This window comes from Pseudooceanicola antarcticus (assembly GCF_900215355.1).
GTDB lineage: Bacteria > Pseudomonadota > Alphaproteobacteria > Rhodobacterales > Rhodobacteraceae > Pseudooceanicola > Pseudooceanicola antarcticus.
The window spans coordinates 36,720-59,494 of the sequence record NZ_OBEA01000008.1 but is presented as its reverse complement, the minus strand read 5'-3'; the positions used below and the strand labels follow the sequence as shown (position 1 = coordinate 59,494).

The window sequence follows — 22,775 nt, the reverse complement described above, 5'->3', positions numbered from 1 at the left end:
CCCTTGGCAGACGGACAAAGCGGATCAGGCGGGGAGGGCCGGATGAACCTGAGAGGATTGCGGCTCTTTCGCGGGGTGGTGGCGACGGGCTCCCTGGCCGAGGCGGCGGACCGGCTGAACCTCTCGCCCTCGGCGGCCAGCCGGTTGCTGGCGCAGCTGGAGGGGCAGTTGCAGATCGCGCTCTTCTCGCGCGACCGGCGCAACCTGCAACTGACCGAAGAGGGGGCGCTGTTCTACCAGCAGATCTCCAACACCCTGGACGGGCTCGAGGAGATCCCGCTGATCGCCCGCGACCTGCGCTCTCGTTCGCGCAGCTGGCTGTCGGTGGTGACGGCGGCGCCCATGGCCAATGGCCTGGTGGTGCCGACCATCGCGCGGCTGCGCCGGGAGGGGGTCGAGCTGGAATGCACGGTCCACGTCGAGAACCGTTTCGAGATCGAAAGCAAGGTGGCGGCGCGGGGCTACAACATCGGCCTGATCTCGCTGCCGGTCGAGAACGAGATCATCCCCATCGACATCATGCCGCTGCTGCGCTCGCGCCTTTGCGTGTTGATGCCCGAGGCACATGCGCTGGCCGCGGGCGAAAGTGTCTCGCTGGGGCAGCTCGCCGAAGAGCCGCTTGTCACCCTGGCCACGGGGCAGCGCTGGCGCTACCGGCTGGAAGAGGTGATGGGCGAGGCGGGGCTGAGGCCGCGGATCGCCTTCGAGACGGGCTCGACCCTGGTCACGGTCGAGATGGTGCGCCAGGGCCTGGGCCTGACGCTGATCGACCCGGTGGTGCTGCCCGCCTCGGCCATGGCCGGGCTGGTGATGCGCCCCCTGGAGGGCGAGCACTGGATCACCTACGCCAGCGTCCATGCCAAGGGCCCGCGCGCCGATCTGTCAGAGCTTTTCCTGGATGGTCTGGCCGCCCATGTCGAGACGCGCCGGCAGGACGAGCCCGGCATGGCCGGACTCGTCTACCTGATCTAGCCGCTTGTCTGGCCGCTGATCTGGCCGGCGATGGCGCGCGCCGTCTGGCGCGCCAGTGCCGCCGCGTCCCGCGCGATCCGGGCGCTGTCGCCGCAATAGGCGGCAGGGTCCATGGCGTTGCGGATCTCGGCCTCCGAGAGATGGGCCCGCAGGCCTGCATCGGCCACCAGCGCCTCGGTCGGGGTCTCGCTCTCGGGGCGGTGGTCAAGGGCGTGATGGATCAGGTCATGGGCCTCGGCCCGTCCCGTCACCGGCGCCAGCCGCATCATCAGCCCCTCGGTGGCGATGGCCCCACCCGAGAGCGCGGCGTTCTCGGCCATGCGGGGGGCATGCACCACGATACGCCCAAGCAGCGCGTCGAAACCCTCGGCCATGTCCCAGGCCAGCGGCACGGCACGGTCGAGCAATGCCGAGAGCATCTGGTTCTGCGCGGAATCCCCCTCGTGGCTGGAGCGCCCGGTCTCCATCGCCGGGGCGGCGAGGCCGCGCAGCTCGCCCGTCTGGGCCAGCACGCGCACCACGTACTTGGGGTTCACCTTGTGCGGCATGGTGGAAGAGCCCACGGTGCCCGCGTCCAGCCGTTCCGAGATCTCGCCGATCTCCTGGGTCATCAGCAGGTAGAGCTCTGCCGCCACCCGCTCCAGCGTCATGGCAAGCAGCGAAAGCTGGGTGACGTAGTCGGCAAAGAGATCGTTGATCGCCCGGCCCGGCACCAGCAGGGTGCCCAGCCCCATGCGCGCGGCGAGGCGGCGGTTCAGCTCGGCTCCCTCGGGTCCGAAGGCATGCATGGCGCCGACCGCACCGCCGAAGGGCAGCACGAAGAGGCGACGGCCGCCATCCGACAGGCGATCCAGCGCGCGGGTCAGCTCTTCGATCCAGCCGGCCACCTTGAAACCCAGGGTGATCGGCAGGGCGTGCTGGCGGTTGGTGCGCCCCGGCATCAGGGTGTCGGCATGGGTCTCGGCCATGTCGGCCAGCTTCACCAGCGCCTGGCCGAGCGCGCGGCGGATCGCCCCGTCGGCCTCGCGGATCAGCAGGATGCGCCCGGTCTGCATGACGTTCTGCGTGGTGGCGCCCCAGTGCACATAGGCCCCGGCCTCGCCCGCCGCCGCCGCCAGCAGACGGGTCAGCGACAGGATCGGCGCATGGGTGATGCGGATGTCGGCCTGAAGTTCCTCGATGCCGATGCGTGCAAGGCTGGCGGCCTCGCGGATGCCGCTTGCCGCGTCGGCGGGGATGATCCCCATCTCGGCCTGGGTCTCGGCCAGGGCGGCCTCGACATCAAGCCAGCTTTGCCAGAGCGTTTCGCGGGCAAAGAGCGTCGAGGGCGTCAGGGCGGGGGTCGATAGCTTCACTGCACCACCTCCAGGTCCCGCGTGGCGCCGAAGCGCGGCGCGGCGGCGAGCAGGCGCGCGGTGTAGTCGTTGGAGGGATGATCCAGCACCGCACTGGCGCTGCCCTCTTCGACCACGCGCCCCTGGTACATCACGGCGACGCGGTCGGCGATCTCATGCACCACCGCCATGTCATGGGTGATGATCAGGCAGGTCAGCCCCATCTTCGCGCGCAGGTCGTCCAGCAGTTCGAGGATCTGCGCCTGCACCGAGACATCCAGCGCCGAGGTCGGCTCGTCGCAGATCAGAGCCTCGGGCTCGGTGATCAGGGCGCGGGCGATGGCGACACGCTGGCGCTGGCCGCCGGAAAGCTGGCTGGGGTAGGCGTGGATCAGGCGTCCTGGCAGGCGCACCTTCTCCATGGCGTCCTTGACCGCGGCCAGGCGCGAGGCGCTGTCGCCCTCGCCGCGCAGCACCAGGGGGCGGGAGATGATCTCGCTCAGCCTGCGGCGCGGGTTGAGCGAAGTGTAGGGGTCCTGGAACACCGGCTGCACCAGGCTGGCGCGTTCGGCACCGGGCAGGTCCAGCACCGGGCGGCCCAGCATCCGCACGTCGCCCGCATCGGGCAGGTCGAGCCCCAGCAGGATCCGCGCCAGGGTCGACTTGCCCGAGCCGCTCTCTCCGATCACCGCCAGGGTCTCTCCGCGGCGCAGCTCGAGCGAGACATCGTCCAGGGCGCGCACGGTCTTCTTGGGTCCGAACAGCCCCTTGCGCGAATGGAACTCGCGGCAGAGGTTGGTGGCCGAGATGACCTTTTCCACCTCGGGCGCGGCGGCCTCCTGGGCCGGCACGCGGGCCGGGCCGTCAAGGCGCGGGATCGCGGCCAGCAGGGCTTTCGTGTAATCGTGTTGCGGGTGGTAGAGCACCTCCTGCGCGGTGCCCTGTTCGACCATCTCGCCCAGGTACATCACCGCCACGCGGTCGGTGCGTTCGGCCACCACGGCAAGGTCATGGCTGATCAGGATCAGGCCCATGCCCCGCTCGCGGCGCAGGTCGTCCAGCAGGTCAAGGATCTGCGCCTGCACCGTCACGTCCAGCGCGGTGGTCGGCTCGTCCGCGATCAGCAGCTCGGGGTCCAGCATCAGGGTCATGGCGATCATGACGCGCTGGCGCTGGCCGCCGGACATCTGGTGCGGGAACTGGTTCATCCGGCCCTCCGGGTCGGGGATGCCGACGCGGTCGAGCAGGTCGATGGCCTTGCGGCGGGCTTCGGCCTCGGAGAGCAGACCGCGGGCCACGGTGGCCTCGGTCATCTGCCGCCCGATGGTATAGACCGGGTTCAGCGAGGTCATCGGCTCCTGGAAGATCATGCCGATGCGGGGACCGGCGATCTGGCGTGCGAAGGCGGGATCGCCCAGATCGCGCAGCTCCTGGCCATCGAAGCGCAGCGCCTCGGCCTCGCAGGTGGCCGACCGGGGCAGCAGGCGCATCAGCGCCAGCGCGGTCATCGACTTGCCCGAGCCGCTTTCGCCCACGATGCCAAGGCTTTCGCCGGGCTCAAGCGTCAGGGTCACGTCGCGCACCGCCTTCAGCGGGCCGTTCGGCAGTGCCAGGGTGACGTCGAGGTTCTGGATATCAAGCAGGCTCATTCGTTGCGCCCTTCCGGAGAGGTGATGTCACGCAGGCCGTCGCCCATCAGGTTGGCGCCGATGACCAGCAGGAACAGGCAGATGCCGGGGAGAACGACCAGCCAGGGGCGGTAGAACATGGCCTGCTTGCCCTCCGCGATCATCAGACCCCAGGAGGGGATCGGCGGCTGGATACCGACACCGAGGAAGCTGAGAGAGCTTTCGGCGAGGATGGCGATGCCCAGCTCGAAGGTGAAGATCACGATGATCGAAGAGGCGAGGTTGGGCAGGATCTCGTGCCAGATGATCTGGCGCGAGGAGGCGCCCGAGGCCTTGGCGGCGGCGACGAAATCAAGGTTGCGGATGCGCTGCGTGGCGGCACGGGTGACCACCAGGTAGTAGGTCCAGTGCAGCACGCCGACGATGCCGATCACGACCCAGATCGACGGGCCGATGATGAAGACCAGCGCCATGGCCAGCAGCAGGCCCGGCAGGGCCAGCTGGGCGGTCAGCAGGAAGCTGATGGCATGGTCGATCCAGCCGCCGAAATAGCCCGCCATGACGCCGAGCGTAACGCCGATCATCAGGCCCACGGTGGCTGCGCCGATGCCGATGGTGATCGACACGCGGGTGCCGTAGATCAGCCGGCTGAGGTAGTCGCGGCCGTTCTGGTCGGTGCCCAGCAGGTGCTCCCAGCTGCCGCCCTCGGACCAGACCGGGGGCAGCATGCGGGTCGACAGCGACTGCACGTAGGGATCATGCGGCGCGATCAGCGGGGCGAAGATCGCCACCACGACGATCGCCAAGATGATCGAGGCGCCGATGAGGAAGCCGGTATGGCCGAACAGGCGCTGGCGGAAGATCTGGCCGGGGGTAAGGGGCGTGGTCTCGCTGTCCTCGACCGCCGTCAGGGTGATGTCTGTGGTGCTCATCCGATACGGATCCTCGGGTCAAGCGCCGCATTCAGGATGTCGGCGAGCAGGTTCATGGCGACGAAGACGATGGCGAAGACGAAGATCAGCATCTGCACGGTGGGGATATCCATGCCGAGGATGCTTTCCAGCGCCAGTCGCCCGAGGCCGTTGATGGCGAAGATGCTTTCGGTGATGACCGAGCCGCCGAACTTCTGGCCCAGTTGCACCGCAAGCACCGAGATCACGGGCAGCAGCGCATTGCGCATGGCGTGGCGGCGCAGCAGGGGCCAGCCGCGGAACCCCTTCGAGCGGGCGGTGCGGATGTAGTCGGCGCCCATGACCTCGATCAGGCCAGTGCGGGTCAGGCGCATCACGGCCGGCACCGAGGAGGCGCCGAGGACGAAGGCCGGCAGCACGAAATGCTTCCAGGTGCTGTCGCCCGAAACCGGGAAGATCGGCATCATCACCCCGAAGAGGATGATCATGATCAGGCCCAGCCAGAAGTTGGGCACCGCCTGCGCCGAGACGGCGACGCCGAGGGCGAAGCGGTCGATCCAGCTGTTGGGGTTCAGCGCGGCCAGCGCACCCAGGGGCAGGGCGATGATGATGGTGACGGAGAGGGCCGAGAGCGCCAGGGTGATGGTCTCGTCGGCGCGATCCGCGACCAGTTCGGCCACCGGCTTGTGCCAGTAGTAGCTGGTCCCGAAGTCGCCCTGCAGCACGCCGCCGAGCCAGTCGAAATAGCGCACGGGCAGGGGGCGGTCGAGGCCGTAGCGATCGCGGATCGCCTCGATCACGTCGGGGGTGGCGTCCTCTCCGGCGATGGCCTGGGCGGGGTCGCCGGCCACGTTCAGCAGCAGGAAGGCCGCGAGGGAAACGGTGAAGGCCACGGCGAGCGCGAGCGCGGCCCGCAGGGCGATGTATCTGAGCATTCTGGGTCCTCCAAGGGGCAGGGGCCGGATGCGCGGCCCCTGCCTTCGGGTCAGCCCGAGATCAGGTGATCTGATCGGGCGGTCTTATTTCCAGCTGGAATTCTGCAGACGGGGAAGCCCGTCGGGGTCCAGCGGGAAGTCCAGTTCGGGCGAGACGAGGTAGTTCGCCGAATAGGTGAAGAGCGGCGCCCAGAGGGCCTCGTCCGCGATCTTGCCGAGGGCGGAGGAATAGATCTCCTTGCGCTCTTCCTGGTCGACGGTCTGCTCGGCCGAGAGGATCTCGTCCGCCAGCGCCTGGTCGCCCGACATGTTGCGATCGCTTTCCATGTCGAAGTGGATACGCGCGATGGCCGCGGTGTCGGCGGTGCCGCCCGAGCCCCAGGTGCCGAAGTAGGCCGGGATCTCGCGCGCGGCGCGGGCCTGGTTCAGCGACTGCAGCTTGACGTAGCGCAGGTCGACGTCGATGCCGACGGCGGTCAGGTCCGCCGCGATGGCTTCGGCCGCGGCCTTGTCGCGGTAGGCCCAGAGCGGCAGGGTGAAGCCGTCCTCGTAGCCCGCTTCTGCCAGCAGCGCGCGGGCCTTCTCGGGATCGTAGGGGTAATCGGTGACCGAGGTGTCACAGCCGAACTGCGCCGGGTGGCAGGCGGTGTGGATCGCCTCGGACGAGCCGCCGATCAGGTATTCGGCCATCTCGGGCTTGTTGAGCGCGTGGTTGATCGCCTGGCGCACCTTGACGTTGGTCAGCGGGCCTTCGGGATCGGTGTAGCCGTGGCTGTCCAGCACCAGGAAGCCGACGCGCAGGTCATTGCCGGACAGATGGGTGGCCAGCGGCGTGGCGCCCAGGCTCTGCGCCAGGTCGAGAGGAACCTTGAACATCCAGTCGAGGCCGCCGGACATCATCTCGGCCTGCTGGGTGCCGATATCGGGGATGTTGCGCACCACGATGGTGCCGATGGCGGGCTTTTCGCCGAAGTAATCCTCGTTCCGCTCCAGCACCAGCTCGGTGCCGGGCTCGAAGGAGGCGACCTTGTAGGGGCCGGTGGCGATCAGGTCCTGGGCCATGGCGTCGCGGTCGACCTCGCCGCCGGCGTCATAGGTGCCGTCCTTGCGGATCATGATCCGGGCGGCCATGTCGCGGATGACCAGCGGATAGACCGAGGCCAGGTGGAAGCGGAGCGTGTTCTCGCCCGTCACCTCGGCAGTGTCGAGCCAGCGGCGCACCACGCCGGCGGCGTTGGACTCGCTGCGCTCGTCCTTGATCCAATTGTAGGTATAGGCGACATCGGCGGGGGTCAGCTTGCTGCCGTCGTGGAACTTCACGTCATCGCGCAGGGTCACGTCCAGCGTCGTCTCGTCGAAGAATTCATAGCTGGTGGCGATGGAGGGCAGGACCTCCTGCGTCTCGGGGTCGATGTTGAAGAGCGTGGCATCCGTCAGCTGGGCGAGGATGATGTATTCGCGCTTGGTGGTGTAATTGTAGTCGAGGTTCAGGATCTCTTCGGACATAGCTGCGCGCAGCGTATCGTCCGACGGGCCTGCGAAGGCCGGAGAGATCGCGGTGGCAAGCGCAAGTGCGCTCGCGGCGCCGAGATGGCGCCAACGGAATTGTTGCATGGTATCCTCCCTTGGATCGTGCCTCACCTTAGAAGCCGGGCGAGGGCAACAAAAATTGCAAAGATCGGCAGGTTTGTTGCGTTCACCGCAAGAGTTACCCGTGCAGATGCAGAAAGCGACCCTGTCGCAGCGCAGCATTCGGGCAGGGAGAGACCGGGGCCGGCTTTTTCTTGCGAATGGTTCTCAGGAGCCTTGACTTCCCGCGTCGTCGCGCTCTTACATGAGAATAACTCGCAACAAAAGGATGCAGAGATGAGGACCGTGGCAAGATCGCTGCTTGGAGGCGCCGCGCTGGCCCTGGCGCTGGGGCAGGGGGCATGGGCGGCGGAGAAGCTGAAGGTGGTGACCACCTTCACCGTGCTGGCCGACATGGCAAGCCAGGTGGCGGGGGACGCCGCCGAGGTGGCTTCGATCACCAAGCCCGGTGCCGAGATCCACGGCTACCAGCCCACCCCGCGCGACATCGTGCGGGCGCAGGATGCCGACCTCGTACTGTGGAACGGGTTGAACCTCGAGCTCTGGTTCGAGCAGTTCCTTGCGAACCTGCGCGACGTGCCCTCGGCGACGCTTTCGGACGGGATCGACCCGATCCCGATCGCGGCCGGCGCCTACGAGGGCCTGCCCAATCCCCATGCCTGGATGGGCCTGGATAACGCGCTGATCTACATCGAGAACATCCGCAAGGCCCTGAGCGAGCAGGACCCCGAGAACGCCGAGATCTATGCCGCCAATGCCGAGGCCTACGCGGCAGAGCTGAAGGCCACGCTGGAGCCCCTGCGCGCCGAGATCGCCGAGATCCCCGAGACGCAGCGTTGGCTGGTGACCTGCGAGGGCGCCTTCAGCTACCTGGCCCGCGATTTCGGCATGAAGGAGCTGTACCTCTGGCCGATGAACGCCGACCAGATGGGCACGCCGCAGCAGGTGCGCGCGGTCATCGACGGGGTGCGCGACAACGAGATCCCGGTGGTCTTCTGCGAGAGCACGGTGAACACCTCTCCGGCCGAGCAGGTGGCGCGCGAGACGGGTGCCCATTACGGCGGCGTTCTCTACGTCGACAGCCTGTCGAAAGAGGGCGGCCCGGTGCCCTCCTACCTCGATCTTCTGCGTGTGACGGCGGAAACCATTGCAAATGGCCTGGAAGACGGTCTGAGTTGAGTGCGGCGCGGCCGCCCCGGGGCGGCCCGTCACTGGCCGACCCGCCACCTGGTGGTGGCACCGGCGGAAAGCGAATGAGATGAAAGACGAACAGCAAGTCCCGGTGACGGAGCCGGGCCGGAAGGCAAGCTTCGACACCGACCCCGCCGGCGGCATCATGGCCGCCGATGTGACGGTCACCTACCGCAACGGCCACACGGCCCTGCGTCATGCCAGCTTCGAGATCCCGCGCGGCACCGTCACCGCGCTCGTCGGGGTCAACGGGGCCGGCAAATCCACCTTGTTCAAGGCGATCATGGGCTTCGTGCCGGTGGCGGGCGGAGAGATCCGGCTGCTCGGCATGACCGTGCGCGAGGCGCTGCGGCGCAACCTCGTGGCCTATGTGCCGCAGAGCGAGGAGGTCGACTGGTCCTTCCCGGTGCTGGTCGAGGATGTGGTGATGATGGGCCGCTATGGCCACATGGGCTTCCTGCGTCGCCCGAAGGCGGCCGACCATGCCGCCGTCGAACAGGCGCTGGGCCGGGTCAACATGCTGGACTTCCGCAAGCGCCAGATCGGAGAGCTTTCGGGCGGTCAGAAGAAGCGTGTCTTCCTGGCCCGCGCGCTGGCGCAGGAGGGTCAGGTGATCCTGCTGGACGAGCCCTTCACCGGCGTCGACGTGAAGACAGAGGACCAGATCATCCAGCTGCTGCGCGAGCTGCGCGACGAGGGGCGGGTAATGCTGGTCTCGACCCACAACCTTGGCACCGTGCCCGAGTTCTGCGACCGCACCGTGCTGGTCAAGGGCACCGTGCTGGGCTTCGGGCCCACCGAGACCACCTTCACCCACGAGAACCTGGCCCAGGCCTTCGGCGGCGTGCTGCGCCACTTCACCCTGGGGGGCACCGACCTGCATGACGACGAGGACGCGCGCCACGTCACCATACTGACCGATGACGAGCGTCCTTTCGTGCAATACGGCGAGCAGACCAAGGTGCAGGAGGGCGGTGAATGAGCCCGCTGCTGGAGCCCTTCTCCTACGGCTACATGGTCAATGCCATGTGGGTCTCGGCCCTGGTGGGCGGGGTCTGCGCCTTCCTGTCGTCCTACCTGATGCTCAAGGGCTGGTCGCTGATCGGTGATGCGCTGTCCCATTCGGTCGTGCCCGGCGTGGCAGGCGCCTACATGCTGGGCCTGCCCTTCGCCCTTGGCGCCTTCGTTTCGGGCGGGCTGGCGGCGGCGGCGATGCTCTTCCTGTCGGACCGCTCGGGCCTGAAGGTCGATGTGATCATCGGGCTGATCTTCACCAGCTTCTTCGGGCTTGGCCTCTTCATGGCCTCGGTGAACCCCATAGCCGTGTCGATCCAGACCATCACCATGGGCAATATCCTGGCCATCGCGCCGGAGGACACCCTGCAGCTGGTGATCATCGGTGTCGTCTCTCTCATCGTGCTGTTGGCCAAGTGGAAGGACCTGATGGTGGTCTTCTTCGACGAAAGCCATGCGCGCTCCATCGGGCTGCGGCCGGGTTTGCTGAAGGCGGTGTTCTTCGTGCTGCTCTCGGCCTCGGTGGTGGCGGCGATGCAGACCGTGGGGGCCTTCCTGGTCATCGCCATGGTGGTCACGCCGGGGGCCACGGCCTACCTGCTCTGTGACCGCTTCCCCCGGCTGATCGTCACCTCGGTCGCCATCGGCACCGGGACCAGCTTCGCCGGCGCCTATATCTCGTACTTCCTCGACGGGGCGACGGGGGGCGTGATCGTCATCCTGCAAACGCTGATCTTCCTGGGCGTCTTCCTCTGGGCGCCGAAGCACGGGATGCTGGCCGCCCGTCGTCGCGCCGCCGAGGCGCTGGCCGACGACAGCGGGGAGGCCGCCGCATGATCGACACCCTGCTGATGCCACTGCAATTCGCCTTCATGCAGAAGGCCTTCCTGATCGGCGCCATCGTCGCGGTGCCGACCGGGCTGCTGTCGTGCTTCCTGGTGCTCAAGGGCTGGGCGCTGATGGGAGACGCGATCTCTCATGCCATCCTGCCCGGCGTGGTGCTGGCCTATATCCTGGGCTTCCCGCTGATCCTCGGCGCCTTCGGCGCGGGCATGGCCACCGCCCTGGCCACGGGCTACCTGGCCGAGAACTCCCGCGTGAAGCAGGACACCATCATGGGGGTCGTCTTCTCGGGCATGTTCGGGCTGGGGATCGTGCTCTACACCTCGATCCATACCAATGTGCACCTCGACCATATCCTCTTCGGCAACATGCTGGGGGTGGGGACAGAGGATCTCTGGACCGCGGGCATGATCGCCCTGGTGGTCTCGGGCGCGCTGCTGCTGAAGTGGAAGGACCTGTTGCTGCATGCCTTCGACCCGGCGCAGGCACGGGCCTCGGGGCTGGCCGTGGGGCTTTTGCACTACGGGCTGCTGACGCTGCTGTCGCTGACCATCGTCGCCACGCTGACCGCGACGGGGCTGATCCTGGCCGTGGCGCTGCTGATCGCGCCGGGGGCCATCGCCTTCCTCATCACCCGCAGCTTCGGGCGCATGCTGGCGATCTCGGTCCTGGTCTGCGCGGTCTCGATGTTGCTGGGCACCTATGCCAGCTTCTGGCTGGACAGCGCCCCGGCGGCGACCGTGGTCCTGGTGCTGACGGCGATCTTCCTCGTGGCCTTCATCTGGCGCAACATCGCCACCCGCCGCGCTTCACGCATGGGGGTGCCGGGCTAGGTCCAAGGACCTGAGGCCCCGCGCCGGAAGGCCCGGCGCGGGGATTTGCTCAGTCGAGCCGGGGCGTGCCGTCGACCCAGATGCGCGCGATGGCACCCCGGTCCGCGGTCAGCACCAGTTTCTCGAAACAATCTTCCGGCGCATCGAGCGCGGCGTAATGGCGGAAGCCCGAGCCCGGCGCATTGGCTTCGATCGCCAGGGCATCGAAACGGTAGCCGGGGGCGAATTGCCCGATCGGCAGATCCAGCGCCGCGCCGCCGGAGGCGGTGGCCAGCCAGAAGGTCTCGACCGTGCTGAGCGGGCGGCTGCCGGGGCCGCGTGCCTCGGGGGGCAGCGAGGGGTCGGTGCCGGAGGCCGCATGGCGCGAGGCCATAAGCGCATGGCGCGCCGCATCGAAGAGCGAGGGGCTGAAGCCGCCCGAGATATCGGTGCCGAGCCCAACCTTCACACCGCGCTCCAGCGCCTGGCGAAGCGGGAAGACCGCATTGGCGAAATAGGCGTTGGACATCGGGCAATGGGCCACGGCTGAGCCATGGGCACAAAGCAGGCCCATGTCGTCCTCGGTGATGAAGTTGGAATGCGCCAGCACCGTGCGTTCGGTCAGCAGACCATGCCCCGAGAGCGCCTCGCAATCGGTCTGGCCGAGACGGGCGGCGACATGGCCGACCTCCCAGTCGCTTTCCGAGCAATGGGTCTGCACGTGGCAGTCGAGCTCTTTCGCCAGCGCCCCGAGACCGGCCAAAAGCTCGTCCGAGCAGGAGGGGATGAAGCGCGGGGTGACCACCGGCAGCACCAGCGGGTCCTCTCCGGCCATCTGGCGCAGCTCGGTGATGAAGCGGCGCGTGGCGTCCAGACCGGCCTGGGCGCTGTCGTCGCGGTAGTAGGGCGGGCAATTGTCGGGGTCGTCCATGGCGACCTTGCCGATCAGCGCCCGCTGGCCATGGCGCAGGCAGGCCTCGGCCAGCACCAGGTTGGGCTCGACCTCGACCGATCCGAAATAGACCGCCGTGGTGGTGCCATGGGCCAGCAGGGTGGCGACCATCTCGTCATAGACCTCGGCCGCGAAGGCGGTATCGGCGAAGCGCGCCTCCATGGGGAAGGTGTACTTATGCAGCCAGACCTCGAGCGGCGCATCCAGTGCCTTGCCGAGCTGCGGCCATTGCGGCGCGTGGATGTGCAGGTCGACCAGACCGGGGATCAGGAAGCTGCCCTTGGGCAGTTCCTCGAGCACGCCGCGGCTGCGGGCGGCCTCGACGAGTTCTGTCCGGCGGGCATCGCCTGCGGGCAGCATCTGGGTGATGGTCCCCGTGGAATCCAGCACGAAGGCGTGGTCTTCCAGCACCTCCAGACGGTCCCGGGCGGGGGTATGAAAGGCGGTGCCCGTGATGACACGGGCGAAGTCTGCTGTGCCCATCAATCAGGACCCGAGCTGGGCGGGGAAGATGCCGGGCATGACCGAGAAGCCGGGGATGCGCTTCACCCGGTCGGTCCAGCGCCGGATCGCCGGGTAGTCCTCGCGCGAGACGCCGCCCTCTTCGGACAGCATCACATAGGGGAAGCAGGCCAGGTCGGCGATGGTCGGATGCGCGGGCGCGCAGATCCAGTCGGATCCCTCGCGCTCGCGGAACCACAGGTGTTCGTCGAGCACGTCGAAGAGGCGGTAGGCGCCCTTGCGGGCGGCCTCGGCGTCGAAGTCGAAATCCATCCCCTCGGCTAGTCGCGCCGCCGAGGCGGTTGCGGTCAGGCCCTCGGCCAGCGAGAGCCATTGCTGGATTTCGCCCAGAAGCGCCGCATCGCCCGTCGGATACCAGCGCCCGGAGCCATCGTATTTCGAGGCCAGGTAGACCAGGATCGCATGGCTGTCGCGCAGGCTGAGGTCGCCGTCTTCCAGCACCGGCAGCTGGCCCAGGGGGTTCACCGCGAGGAACTCGGCGGCGCGGTGCTTGAAACCGGGGAAGAAGTCGACGTTCTTGCGTTCAAATTCGAGGCCGAGGATGCCGAGCAGCAGCCGGACCTTGTAGCAATTCCCCGAGAGGTCGAAGTCGTAGAGTTTGATCATGTCTCAGAGATCCAGGATGAGGCGGTCGGACTTTGCACGGCTGACACAGGTCAGGATCTTGTCTCCGGCGGCCTTCTCGGCCTCGCTCAGATAGACGTCCTGGTGGTCGGGCTCGCCTTCGATGACGCGGGCCATGCAGGTGCCGCAGGCCCCCTGGCAACAGGACGAGGGCGGCGCGACGCCCGCCTCCTGCAGGACCGACAGGATGGAGCGCCCGGCGGGCACCTCCAGCGTCACGGCAGAGCGCGCCAGCTCGATGCGGAAGCTCGACGAGGTGTCGATCTCGCGGGTGTTGGCGAAATACTCGAAATGCACGGCGGCGTCGGGCCAGCCCGCTTCGGCGGCGGTGGCGCGTGTGACGTCCAGCATCGGCGCGGGGCCGCAGACATAGACCTGTGCATGGGGAGCCGGGGATTTGAGGATACCCTTCAGCGCCAGGGCGGTCTTCTCGGGGTCGAGGCCGATGTAGTTGACCAACCGGTCGCCAAGCGCGGCCAGGCGTTCGCCGAAGGCGATCTGCTCTTCGCTGCCGGCGAAGTAGTGCAGGCGGAAGGGGAGCCCGTCGTCCTTCAGCGCGGCGGCCATCGACAGCAGCGGCGTCACCCCGATGCCGCCGGCGACAAGGATCGTCTCTTCGACATCGCGGCGCAGGGTGAAATTGTTGCGCGGCTCCGAGATCGCCAGCAGGTCGCCCTCGGCCAGGCTGTCGTGGATCGCCGCCGAGCCGCCGGTGCTTTCGGGCTCGCGCTTCACGCCGATGACATAACGACCGGTCTCGCCCGGCGCGTTGACCAGTGAATATTGCCGCAGCAGCCCGTTGGGCAGCGCCACGTCGATATGGGCGCCGGGCTGAGAGGCGGGCAGCGCGCCACGCAGGGGCTCCAGCTCGAGCGCGACGATGTCCTTGGCCACCAGCTCCTTCTTTGCCACCTGGACCCGCAGGCGGGCGGGGCCCGAAACCATCTCGGGCATCTCTGCCAGCTCCTCCGAGACGCGCTCGGGGCGGTGCGGGATGGGCTCGGGGGCCGGGGTCAGCGCCGCCTGGGCCAGGATCTGGTCACGGGCGGAGCGCAGGAAGAGGTTGAGGCGGCGCAGCAGCGCCAGCTCGGGCTCGTCGCTTTGCACGATGCCGCGGATCACGGCGCGGCCCGCGTCGGCGGGCTGGACCATCAGGTGCAGCGAACCCGCGGGGCCGCGGGCCTGAAGCGTCTCGTCGAGGGGGCCGAAGCCTTCGGGCGCGAGGCCCGCAAGGCTCTCGCGCACCATCTCGGGCGCGGCCGCAAGGGGCAGGGGCCGCAGCGCCGCGCCGCCCTCGGGCAGCTCGGGCAGGGGCGGGTCGCGGTCTTCAAAGTGGGTCCAGATCAGCCCGCCCGTCTCGATCACCGGCCAGGTCTTCGAGCAGATGGTGCGCGCCGGGGCATCGGCGGGGTGGGCGGGAATATAGGTGCAGCCGGCATTGCGGTTGGCATAGCGCCAGCCGTGGTACTGGCAGACCAGCTCGCTGCCGGTGTTGATGCCGATGGAGAGGCGCACGCCACGGTGCAGGCAGCGGTTCTCCCAGACGTTGACATGGCCGTCATCGGCCCGCCAGATCGCCAGCTCCTGTCCCATCAGCCGTCCCTGGAAGACGTGATGCGGCGCAAGGTCGGTGCTGTTGGCCACCGGGACCCAGGTCTTGTCGTGCATGTTCAGGTCCTTCTCGCCTCAGGCCGCTGCCGGGATCGTGCCGTAGGTCACGCCATGGCCGGTCAGCCAGCGGCGATACATGATCGAGGTCTTGTCGGCGCGGATCGGGGTCTCGGCGCGCGGATCAAGCGGCAGGCGCTTGGGCATCTGGTTCTCGAGGATCGGCTTGTCCTGGCCGAAGATGTGCAGCTGGAAATAGCTGATGAAATCGTCGGTGTTCACGTCGTCGAGGATCGACAGCACCATGTGGCCGCGGAAAGTTTCCTCGCCCGTGGGCTGGCCGAAGAGCGCGATGGCATCCAGCCGCTTCTCATCCATCGGAGAGCTCTTGTAGAGCACCGAGCAGGTGGGGTGGGGCACCCGGTAGATGTATTCCACATCCGCGCCCGAGGTCGACACGGTCGAGGCCATGGGCTGGTAGAAGAGGCATTCGGTGGCGATGATTTCGCGGCCGTCGCGGATCATCTCGACATTGTATTCCTTGACCTCGGTATGGGGCAGGGCACCCAGGATGCCGGTGTGCACGTAGGGGAAGTGGCCCATGTCGAGGAAGTTCTCGATGCCGCGCTGCGCCGAGACCTGCACGCCGACGGAGCCCGCGTTGACATTGCGCCGGTCGGGCTCGGCATATTCGGGCACATCGAAGAGTTCGTCCGGCTCGCCGAGCGAGGTCCAGAGGCAGCCGTATTGCTCGAGCACCGGCAGGGCGCGGCTGCCATCGCTGACCTGCAGGGCGCCCGCGACGTTACGTTCATAGCTGATACGCTGGCCAAAGAGCTTGGTGGCACGGGGCTGACCGGGCAGTATCTCTTGCAGAGATGCAATCGGATACCATTGGTTCAACATGAACGGGTCGGGCTGGGTCATGGTGTTCACCGGGGCTCTCCGTGCAGCATTTGAGCAGATTGAATAGCAATCTTTGAATTTAGCTATGACAATGCTTCGTCTGGCTTGACAAGATCAGATGCGCAATCGCTTTGTCGGGTCAACTTCGTTGCACAGGCAATAGGCAAAGCGGCCATGACCGACCGACCCAGACAGATCGCGAAGGCGATCATCGCGGCTATCGTCGCCCAGGCGCTGCCCCCCGGCACCAAGCTGGGCGAACGCGAGCTGGCCGAGGTCTGGGGCACCTCCCGCGCGGTGATCAAGCAGGCGCTGATCATCGTCGGAGAGAGCGGCCTGGTCGACACGCGCATGAACCGAGGTGCCTCGGTGGCGCAGCTTGGCCAGCGCGAGGCCTACGAGCTTTTCGAGGCGCTGAGCGCGGTCGAGCAGGGGGTGGCCTTCCAACTGATGCAACGGCTCTCGGGCCGCGAATGGGAGGTCATGGCGGCCAATGTCGACGAGGTCGATGCCGCGATCGACCTGGGCGACAATGTCCATGCGGACGATATCGGCCCGATCTTCCACGATCACCTGCTGGCCCTCTCGGGCAATCGCGCGCTGCAGGAGGTCCATGCCCGTCTGGTGCGCCGGATGCAGCTGCTGCGGCAGCTCTACGTCAACCGTGACTACCACCGCTGCCGCCTGAACGACGATCACCGCGATCTGCTGGATCACATGCGCGCGGGCCGCGTCACCGAGGCGCTTTCGCTGATCCAGAACCACTACCAATCCATCGCCCGAGGATATGACGTCGAGGCACCGGTTGCCGAACCGGCCAGTCTGAAAGAAGCACTGGCGCCATGGCTCGAGACGGAAACCGCACCCGCCTGAGACGGACGGTAAAGACCCAGACCGCCTGGCCCGTGCCGGGCCTGACAACAGGAGAAGAAGAGATGACCATCAACCGCCGCACCTTGCTCCAGGGCACCGCCGCCCTGGCGGGCACCCTGGCCCTGCCGCGCCTTGCCAGCGCCGAGGGCGTCCTGAAGATCGGCCAGGTCAATGCCTCGCCCGCCGCCGATATCGGCTGGGCCAAGCAGCACGCCCTGGGCATCGAGGCGATCAAGGCCGAGTTCGGTGACCGCGTCGAGGTGACCGTCGTCGACAACACCTTCCTGCCCCAGGACGCAGAGCGCGTCTTCCGCGAGATGGCCGCCACCGGCCATGGCCTGATCTTCGGCACCTCCTTCTCGCTCGGCGCGCCGATGCAGAAGGTGGCGCCGCGCTTCCCCGATGTCGCCTGGGAGCATTGCTCGGGCATCGTCCACCTCGACAACCTGGCCACCTTCGAGGCCAAGTACTACGAGGGCATGTACGTGGCCGGTGTCGCCGCGGGCCATATGACCAAGACCGGCAAGCTGGGCTTCATCGGCGGCTTCCCGATCCCCGACATCGTCGGCCCCGGCAATGCCTTCCTGCTGGGTGCGCAATCGGTGAACCCCGAGATCACCTGCAACGCCGTCTTCCTCAACTCCTGGTTCGATCCGGGCAAGGAAAAGGAAGCCGCAAGCGCCCTGATCGCCCAGGGTGCAGACGTTCTGCTGGGCATGACCGATACCGGCGTCGCCGTCCAGACTGCTCAGGAAAAGGGTGTCTTCTCTGTCGGTTACGCTTCGGACCTGATCTCGTTCGGGCCTGACAGCCAGCTGACCTCGGTGGTGCTGGACTGGTCCAAGGATTACGTCGGCGCCGCCCGTGCCGTGCTCGACGGCACCTGGGAAACCGAAAGCGCCTGGGATGGTCTGGCCGCCGGTGTCGTCACCATGGCACCCTTCCACGAGGCCATCCCGGCCGAGGTCCGCGCCGAGCTCGAAGCGCTCGTGGTCGCCGTCGGCTCGGGCGAGGTGCAGCCCTACGCCGGCCCGATCTCGGACAACGCCGGCAACGAGATCGTCCCGGCGGGCGAGGTGCTCTCGGATGGGGACGTTCGCGGCATCGACTGGCTGACCGCTGGCATGATCGGCACCCTGGGCTGATCGCCGGCCCGACGGGCTCACGACCGGAGATACCGGCAGAAAGGACCCCCTGCATGACTGCAAGGCTGCAACTGGCCGGTGTCTCCAAGGCCTACCCTGGTGTGGTGGCCAATGACGATATCTCTCTCTCGGTCGCCGGGGGAGAGATCCACGCCATCCTGGGCGAGAATGGCGCGGGCAAATCCACGCTGATGAAGATCATCTACGGGGTCACCACCCCCGATGCGGGCGAGATCCGCTACGACGGCAAGCTGCTGGAGGCGCATAGCCCCGGCCAGTCGCGGGCCCTCGGCATCGAGATGGTGTACCAGCACTTTTCCCTTTTCGAGACGGTCTCGGTGGCCGAGAACGTGGCGCTCTGCCTGGAAGGGCGGCTGGATCTTCCGGCCCTGCGGCTGCGCATCCGCGAGACCGCCGCGCGCTACGGGCTGGCGGTCGATCCCGACCGCATCGTCATGGATCTGTCCATGGGCGAGCGCCAGCAGCTCGAGATCCTGCGCTGCCTGATGCGCGATCCGCGCCTGCTGATCCTCGACGAGCCGACCTCGGTGCTGTCGCCGCAGGCGGTGGAGCAGCTCTTCACCGTGCTGCGCCGCATTGCCGCCGAGGGCTGCTCGATCATCTACATTTCCCACAAGCTGGACGAGGTGCGCGCGCTCTGCCACGCCGCCACCGTGCTGCGCGGCGGGCGGGTCACGGGCGAGGTCGACCCGCGTCAGGCCACCAGCCATGAACTGGCGGTGATGATGGTGGGCAGCGACCTGCCGATCCCCGAACGCCCCGCCTCCACGCCCTCCGCCACGCCGCGCCTGTCGCTGCGCGGGCTCTCGGGCCGGCCCCTTGGCCTGGCCGGGCGCCGCCTGCAGGATATCTCTCTTGATCTTTTCGGGGGCGAGGTCGTGGGCATCGCCGGCATCTCGGGCAATGGCCAGTCCGAGCTGGCGGCCTGCCTCTCGGGCGAGGCGCTTTGCCCGGCGGGCCAGGTGCTTCTGGGCGAGACCCCGGTTGGCCAGATGCGCCCCGATGCGCGTCGCCGCGCGGGGCTGGCCTATGTGCCCGAGGAACGGCTGGGCCGCGGCGCGGTGCCGGGCCAGTCGCTGACCGCCAACACGGTGCTGACGGGCTATGCCTCGGGCCTTGTGCGCCATGGGATGGTGCGCTTCGCCGAGGCCCGCCGCCGTGCGAGCGCGGTGATCGAGCGTTTCTCGGTCAAGGCCGACGGGCCGGGGGCGCTGGCCTCCTCGCTCTCGGGGGGCAACCTGCAGAAATTCATCCTGGGCCGCGAGCTGGCGCTGGCGCCCGACGTGCTGGTCGTCGCCCAGCCCACCTGGGGCGTCGACGTGGGCGCCGCCGCCTTCATCCGCCAGCGCCTGATCGACCTGTCGCGCGATGGCGCGGCGGTTCTGGTCTTCTCGGAAGAGCTCGACGAGCTGATCGAGATCTGCGACCGCATCCATGTTCTCTCGGAGGGCCAACTCAGCGAGGCGGTGCCCCGCGAGGAAGCCACGAAGGACCGCCTCGGCGCGCTGATGACCGGCGGAGAGCTGGGGCCCGTTGCCGAGCCGGCGGAGTAAGACATGAGCTATCGTATCGAACCGCGCCGCAATGCCTCGGCCCTGGCCAACCTGCTGGCCCCGGTCATCGCCGTGGCTCTGACCCTGCTCTTCGGTGGCGCGCTCTTTGCCGTGCTGGGCTATCCGCCCATCGAGACCCTCACCGCCTTCTTCATCCGCCCCGTTTCGTCCATGTACGGCTTCACCGAGCTGCTGGTGAAGGCGGTGCCGCTGATCATCATCGCCGCCGGGCTCTCGGTGGGCTTCCGCGCCAATGTCTGGAACATCGGTGCCGAGGGACAGCTGACCATGGGGGCCATCGCGGCGACCGGGGTGGGGCTCTTCGCGCCCGAGGCGCTCTACCCGATGCTCTTGCCGCTGATGTTCGTGGCCGGCCTCGTCGGGGGCGCGGCCTGGGCCGGGATCGCGGCCCTGTTGCGCACGAAGCTCAATACCAACGAGATCCTGGTCACGCTGATGCTGACCTATATCGCCGGGCTCTTCCTGTCGTTCCTGGTGCGCGGGCCCTGGCGCGATCCCAATGGCTACAACTTCCCCCAGACGGCGCTGCTGCCCTACGAGGGCATGCTCGAACCGCTCGATCCGATGTATCGCGTCACCGCCTCGGTCGTTTTCGCGCTGATCGCGCTGGTGGCGCTCTGGGTCGTCACCGCGCGCAGCTTCGCGGGCTACCGGCTGTCGGTCGGCGGCGCGGCCCCGCGCGCGGCGCGCTACGCGGGCTTCTCCGAGAAGGGTGCGATCTGGGTCGGACTGCTCACGGGGGGGGCCGCCGCCGGGATCGCCGGTTTCTACGAGGCCGCAGGCCCCCTGGGGCAGCTTTCGGCGGTGATCTCTCCGGGCTATGGCTTCGCGGCGATCATCGTGGCCTTCGTCGGCCGTCTCTCGGCCCCCGGCATCCTGCTGGGAGGTCTCTTCCTGGCGCTGACCTATGTCGGCGGCGAGAGCGTCCAGATGAGCCACGGCATCCCGTCGCCCATCACCCGCGTCTTCCAGGGCCTGCTGCTGTTCCTGCTGCTGGCCTCTGAATTCTTCGTCAGCTACCGGCTTGTCCGCACCGGGAGGGCCGCCGCATGAGCGAGCTTGCGATTTCCATCTTCACCGGCACGCTGATTGCCGCCACGCCGCTGCTGCTGGCCGCCCTGGGCGAGCTGGTGGTCGAGAAGTCCGGCGTGCTGAACCTCGGGATCGAGGGCATGATGCTGATCGGGGCGGCTGCGGGCTTCCTGGTCGCGGTGCAGGGCGGGGGCCTTCTGCCCGCCTTCGCGGTGGCGGCCCTTGCGGGTGCTGTCGCGGCGGCGCTCTTCGGGGTGCTGACGCTGCTTTTCCTGACCAACCAATATGCCGCCGGGCTGGCGCTGGCGATCTTCGGCTCCGGCGTCTCGGCGACGCTGGGGGTGGGCTTCGGATCACAGCCGATCGAGGCGCTGGCACCGCTGAACCTCGGGCCGCTTGCTGATCTGCCCCTGCTCGGGCCGCTGCTCTTCCGCTTCGACATCATGGTCTATCTTGGCCTGGCGCTGGTGCCGGTCACCTGGTGGTGGCTCAACCGCAGCCGGGCCGGACTGGTGCTGCGGGTGGTGGGCGAGGCACCGGGCAATGCCCATGCGCTTGGCTACAACGTGCTGCGCATCCGCTTCCTCGCGATCCTCTGGGGCGGCGCGCTGGCGGGGTTGGCGGGCGGCTACCTGTCGCTGGCCTATACCGCGATCTGGGTCGAGAACATGACCGCCGGGCGCGGCTGGATCGCGCTCTCGCTGGTGGTCTTCGCCACCTGGCGACCGTTCCGGGTGCTGGCCGGTGCGGTGCTCTTCGGTGGCGTGACCATCCTTCAGCTGCATGGCCAGATCCTGGGCCTGCCGGTGCCCTCCGAGGCGCTTTCGGCGGCGCCCTACGTTGCCACGATCCTGGTGCTGGTGGTGATTTCGCAGAACCGCGCGCGGATGGCGCTGGATGTGCCGCTATCGCTTGGAAAACCCTTCCGGGCGCGCGACTGAGCGCCCGGAAGACGGTCCCGCCGGGGATCAGCGGGACAGCATGAGGTCGGGCAGGTAGGTGGCCAGGCCGGGGAAGATCGCCAGCAGCACCACGCCCAGCACGAGCAGCGCGAAGAAGGGCAGCGAGGCACGGGTGACCGTCCACATGTCGCGCCCGCTCATGCCGTGCAGCACGAAGAGGTTGAAGCCCACGGGCGGGGTCAGCTGGGCCATCTCGACGACGACGATCAGGTAGATGCCGAACCAGATCGGATCGAAGCCGGCCGCCACCACCATGGGCAGCGCCACCGAGGTGGTCAGGACGATCATCGAGGCGCCCTCGAGGAAGCAGCCCAGCACCACGTAGATCAGCGTCAGCAGCGCCAGCAGCATGCCCGGCGAGAGCCCCAGACCCGAGACCCATTCGGCGAGCGTCACCGGGATGCCGAGGAAGGCCATGCCGACCGACAGGAAGGCCGCGCCGAGGATGATGGCGATGATCATGCAGCTGGTGCGGGTGGCGGCCAGCAGGCTTTCGGTGAAAGTGTGCCAGCTGAGCGCGTCCGAAAGCGCCGCCAGGCCAAGGGCCCCGAAGACGCCGAGGGTCGCGGCCTCGGTCGGCGTGGCATAGCCGCCGTAGATCGAGCCGATGACCGCGAAGATCAGCAGCATCACCGGGATCAGCCGGCGCGAGCGGCGCAGCTTCTCGACCAGCGGCAGGCGCTCGGCGGCGGCGGGAACCTTGTCGCGGTTGAAGGCGGACCAGATCATCACGTAGCCCATGAAGAGCCCCATGATCAGCAGCCCCGGCACGATGCCCGCGATGAACAGCCGCGAAATGCTCTGCTGCGCCGAGATGCCGTAGACGATCATCATGATCGACGGCGGGATCAGCAGGCCGAGCGTGCCCGAGCCCGCCAGGGTGCCGATGGCCATGGTCTCGCTGTAGCCGCGGCTCTTCAGTTCGGGCAGGCTCATCCGGCCCACGGTGGCGGCGGTGACGGCGGAGGAGCCCGCCACGGCGGCCATCACGCCGCAGCCGACGATGTTCACATGCAGCAGGCGGCCGGGCAGGCGGTCGAGCCAGGGGGCGAGGCCTGCGAACATGTCCTCCGAGAGGCGGGCGCGGAACAGGATCTCTCCCATCCAGACGAAGAGCGGCAGGGCGGTCAGGGCCCAGCCCCAGCTGTGGTCCCAGAGCGTGGTGGCCAGCAGAGAGCCCGCCGGGGCCGGAGAGAAGATGTCGAGAGCGATATAGCCCACCACCATCAGCGTCGCCCCGATCCACAGCCCGCCTGCCAGCAGAAGCAGCAGGATGGCGCCGAGGATGGCCGTGATTGTCAGAATGTCCATTTGGGTGTCTCCTCA

The 22,775-nt window shown here is 67.9% G+C and carries 20 protein-coding genes; 10 read left to right on the top strand and 10 right to left on the bottom strand.

Going from position 1 to position 22,775, the window contains the following annotated elements; translation table 11 throughout:
* Window positions 1–42: 42 nt before the first annotated feature.
* Window positions 43–972 carry a LysR family transcriptional regulator gene (locus CRO50_RS17790; protein WP_179747319.1) on the top strand — a complete coding sequence of 310 codons (930 nt, stop codon included), beginning with the start codon at window positions 43–45 and terminating at the stop codon, window positions 970–972.
* On the opposite strand, the gene CRO50_RS17785 is transcribed toward CRO50_RS17790, so the two are convergent.
* The 5 genes from CRO50_RS17785 to CRO50_RS17765 form a co-directional block, all read right to left on the bottom strand.
* Entirely contained in the window at window positions 969–2,327 is a 1,359-nt protein-coding gene (locus tag CRO50_RS17785) for a lyase family protein (RefSeq protein ID WP_097147291.1), read from the bottom strand. The two genes, CRO50_RS17790 and CRO50_RS17785, sit on opposite strands and share 4 nt — an antisense overlap.
* Entirely contained in the window at window positions 2,324–3,955 is a 1,632-nt protein-coding gene (locus CRO50_RS17780) for an ABC transporter ATP-binding protein (RefSeq protein WP_097147290.1), read from the bottom strand. The genes CRO50_RS17785 and CRO50_RS17780 overlap by 4 nt, the downstream gene beginning before the upstream one ends.
* Window positions 3,952–4,866: an ABC transporter permease gene (locus tag CRO50_RS17775; RefSeq protein ID WP_097147289.1), complete on the bottom strand. Its 915-nt coding sequence runs from the start codon at window positions 4,864–4,866 to the stop codon at window positions 3,952–3,954. Before CRO50_RS17775 ends, CRO50_RS17780 begins: the two co-directional genes overlap by 4 nt.
* A complete protein-coding gene (locus tag CRO50_RS17770) occupies window positions 4,863–5,780 on the bottom strand; it encodes an ABC transporter permease (RefSeq protein WP_097147288.1) in 918 nt (305 codons plus the stop codon). The genes CRO50_RS17775 and CRO50_RS17770 overlap by 4 nt, the downstream gene beginning before the upstream one ends.
* Window positions 5,781–5,864: 84 nt before the next feature.
* Complete coding sequence (locus CRO50_RS17765; protein WP_097147287.1) at window positions 5,865–7,394, bottom strand: ABC transporter substrate-binding protein; 1,530 nt, start codon at window positions 7,392–7,394, stop codon at window positions 5,865–5,867.
* A 252-nt stretch (window positions 7,395–7,646) separates the two neighbouring features.
* Between CRO50_RS17765 and CRO50_RS17760 the strand changes: the two genes are divergently transcribed.
* From CRO50_RS17760 to CRO50_RS17745, 4 genes are all read left to right on the top strand, one after another.
* A complete protein-coding gene (locus tag CRO50_RS17760) occupies window positions 7,647–8,549 on the top strand; it encodes a metal ABC transporter substrate-binding protein (RefSeq protein ID WP_097147286.1) in 903 nt (300 codons plus the stop codon).
* A gap of 157 nt (window positions 8,550–8,706) precedes the next feature.
* Window positions 8,707–9,543, top strand: a complete 837-nt coding sequence (locus CRO50_RS17755) for a manganese/iron ABC transporter ATP-binding protein (protein WP_143516960.1) — start codon at window positions 8,707–8,709, stop codon at window positions 9,541–9,543.
* Window positions 9,540–10,412, top strand: a complete 873-nt coding sequence (locus CRO50_RS17750) for a metal ABC transporter permease (protein ID WP_097147284.1) — start codon at window positions 9,540–9,542, stop codon at window positions 10,410–10,412. The genes CRO50_RS17755 and CRO50_RS17750 overlap by 4 nt, the downstream gene beginning before the upstream one ends.
* On the top strand, window positions 10,409–11,251 hold the full coding sequence (locus tag CRO50_RS17745; protein ID WP_097147283.1) for a metal ABC transporter permease: 843 nt from the start codon (window positions 10,409–10,411) through the stop codon (window positions 11,249–11,251). Before CRO50_RS17750 ends, CRO50_RS17745 begins: the two co-directional genes overlap by 4 nt.
* A 49-nt stretch (window positions 11,252–11,300) precedes the next feature.
* On the opposite strand, the gene guaD is transcribed toward CRO50_RS17745, so the two are convergent.
* The 4 genes from guaD to CRO50_RS17725 are packed head-to-tail and all read right to left on the bottom strand — an operon-like array spanning window position 11,301 to window position 15,863.
* Complete coding sequence (guaD, locus tag CRO50_RS17740) at window positions 11,301–12,665, bottom strand: guanine deaminase (protein WP_097147282.1); 1,365 nt, start codon at window positions 12,663–12,665, stop codon at window positions 11,301–11,303.
* 3 nt (window positions 12,666–12,668) lie between these two features.
* The gene (locus CRO50_RS17735; protein ID WP_097147281.1) at window positions 12,669–13,310 is read right to left on the bottom strand and encodes a glutathione S-transferase family protein; all 642 of its coding nucleotides are present in this window, start codon (window positions 13,308–13,310) and stop codon (window positions 12,669–12,671) included.
* Between the two features lie 3 nt (window positions 13,311–13,313).
* Window positions 13,314–14,996, bottom strand: coding sequence for a Rieske 2Fe-2S domain-containing protein (locus CRO50_RS17730; protein ID WP_097147280.1), 1,683 nt, complete (start codon window positions 14,994–14,996; stop codon window positions 13,314–13,316).
* 18 nt (window positions 14,997–15,014) lie between these two features.
* Window positions 15,015–15,863 carry an aromatic ring-hydroxylating oxygenase subunit alpha gene (locus CRO50_RS17725; protein WP_232617686.1) on the bottom strand — a complete coding sequence of 283 codons (849 nt, stop codon included), beginning with the start codon at window positions 15,861–15,863 and terminating at the stop codon, window positions 15,015–15,017.
* A 153-nt stretch (window positions 15,864–16,016) separates the two neighbouring features.
* Between CRO50_RS17725 and CRO50_RS17720 the strand changes: the two genes are divergently transcribed.
* The 5 genes from CRO50_RS17720 to CRO50_RS17700 all read left to right on the top strand — a co-directional run bounded on the left by CRO50_RS17720 (window position 16,017) and on the right by CRO50_RS17700 (window position 21,428).
* The gene (locus tag CRO50_RS17720) at window positions 16,017–16,715 is read left to right on the top strand and encodes a GntR family transcriptional regulator (RefSeq protein ID WP_097147279.1); all 699 of its coding nucleotides are present in this window, start codon (window positions 16,017–16,019) and stop codon (window positions 16,713–16,715) included.
* 62 nt (window positions 16,716–16,777) lie between these two features.
* Window positions 16,778–17,860: a BMP family ABC transporter substrate-binding protein gene (locus tag CRO50_RS17715; protein WP_097147278.1), complete on the top strand. Its 1,083-nt coding sequence runs from the start codon at window positions 16,778–16,780 to the stop codon at window positions 17,858–17,860.
* A 53-nt stretch (window positions 17,861–17,913) separates the two neighbouring features.
* Entirely contained in the window at window positions 17,914–19,434 is a 1,521-nt protein-coding gene (locus CRO50_RS17710; protein WP_097147277.1) for an ABC transporter ATP-binding protein, read from the top strand.
* 3 nt (window positions 19,435–19,437) lie between these two features.
* Window positions 19,438–20,508, top strand: coding sequence for an ABC transporter permease (locus CRO50_RS17705; protein WP_097147276.1), 1,071 nt, complete (start codon window positions 19,438–19,440; stop codon window positions 20,506–20,508).
* Window positions 20,505–21,428, top strand: a complete 924-nt coding sequence (locus tag CRO50_RS17700; protein WP_097147275.1) for an ABC transporter permease — start codon at window positions 20,505–20,507, stop codon at window positions 21,426–21,428. Before CRO50_RS17705 ends, CRO50_RS17700 begins: the two co-directional genes overlap by 4 nt.
* Window positions 21,429–21,455: 27 nt before the next feature.
* Here the strand turns inward: CRO50_RS17700 and CRO50_RS17695 are convergent, their stop codons facing one another.
* Window positions 21,456–22,760, bottom strand: coding sequence for a TRAP transporter large permease (locus CRO50_RS17695; RefSeq protein WP_097147274.1), 1,305 nt, complete (start codon window positions 22,758–22,760; stop codon window positions 21,456–21,458).
* Between the last annotated feature and the right edge of the window lie 15 nt (window positions 22,761–22,775).

Excerpts from the sequence above, each read along its gene's own strand:
- CRO50_RS17790 (WP_179747319.1), top strand. The coding sequence starts at position 43 with ATGAACCTGAGAGGATTGCGGCTCTTTCGCGGGGTGGTGGCGACGGGC.
- CRO50_RS17780 (WP_097147290.1), bottom strand. The coding sequence starts at position 3,955 with ATGAGCCTGCTTGATATCCAGAACCTCGACGTCACCCTGGCACTGCCG.
- CRO50_RS17775 (WP_097147289.1), bottom strand. The coding sequence starts at position 4,866 with ATGAGCACCACAGACATCACCCTGACGGCGGTCGAGGACAGCGAGACC.
- CRO50_RS17770 (WP_097147288.1), bottom strand. The coding sequence starts at position 5,780 with ATGCTCAGATACATCGCCCTGCGGGCCGCGCTCGCGCTCGCCGTGGCC.
- CRO50_RS17765 (WP_097147287.1), bottom strand. The coding sequence starts at position 7,394 with ATGCAACAATTCCGTTGGCGCCATCTCGGCGCCGCGAGCGCACTTGCG.
- CRO50_RS17760 (WP_097147286.1), top strand. The coding sequence starts at position 7,647 with ATGAGGACCGTGGCAAGATCGCTGCTTGGAGGCGCCGCGCTGGCCCTG.
- CRO50_RS17755 (WP_143516960.1), top strand. The coding sequence starts at position 8,707 with ATGGCCGCCGATGTGACGGTCACCTACCGCAACGGCCACACGGCCCTG.
- CRO50_RS17750 (WP_097147284.1), top strand. The coding sequence starts at position 9,540 with ATGAGCCCGCTGCTGGAGCCCTTCTCCTACGGCTACATGGTCAATGCC.
- CRO50_RS17745 (WP_097147283.1), top strand. The coding sequence starts at position 10,409 with ATGATCGACACCCTGCTGATGCCACTGCAATTCGCCTTCATGCAGAAG.
- guaD (WP_097147282.1), bottom strand. The coding sequence starts at position 12,665 with ATGGGCACAGCAGACTTCGCCCGTGTCATCACGGGCACCGCCTTTCAT.
- CRO50_RS17735 (WP_097147281.1), bottom strand. The coding sequence starts at position 13,310 with ATGATCAAACTCTACGACTTCGACCTCTCGGGGAATTGCTACAAGGTC.
- CRO50_RS17730 (WP_097147280.1), bottom strand. The coding sequence starts at position 14,996 with ATGCACGACAAGACCTGGGTCCCGGTGGCCAACAGCACCGACCTTGCG.
- CRO50_RS17725 (WP_232617686.1), bottom strand. The coding sequence starts at position 15,863 with ATGACCCAGCCCGACCCGTTCATGTTGAACCAATGGTATCCGATTGCA.
- CRO50_RS17720 (WP_097147279.1), top strand. The coding sequence starts at position 16,017 with ATGACCGACCGACCCAGACAGATCGCGAAGGCGATCATCGCGGCTATC.
- CRO50_RS17715 (WP_097147278.1), top strand. The coding sequence starts at position 16,778 with ATGACCATCAACCGCCGCACCTTGCTCCAGGGCACCGCCGCCCTGGCG.
- CRO50_RS17710 (WP_097147277.1), top strand. The coding sequence starts at position 17,914 with ATGACTGCAAGGCTGCAACTGGCCGGTGTCTCCAAGGCCTACCCTGGT.
- CRO50_RS17705 (WP_097147276.1), top strand. The coding sequence starts at position 19,438 with ATGAGCTATCGTATCGAACCGCGCCGCAATGCCTCGGCCCTGGCCAAC.
- CRO50_RS17700 (WP_097147275.1), top strand. The coding sequence starts at position 20,505 with ATGAGCGAGCTTGCGATTTCCATCTTCACCGGCACGCTGATTGCCGCC.
- CRO50_RS17695 (WP_097147274.1), bottom strand. The coding sequence starts at position 22,760 with ATGGACATTCTGACAATCACGGCCATCCTCGGCGCCATCCTGCTGCTT.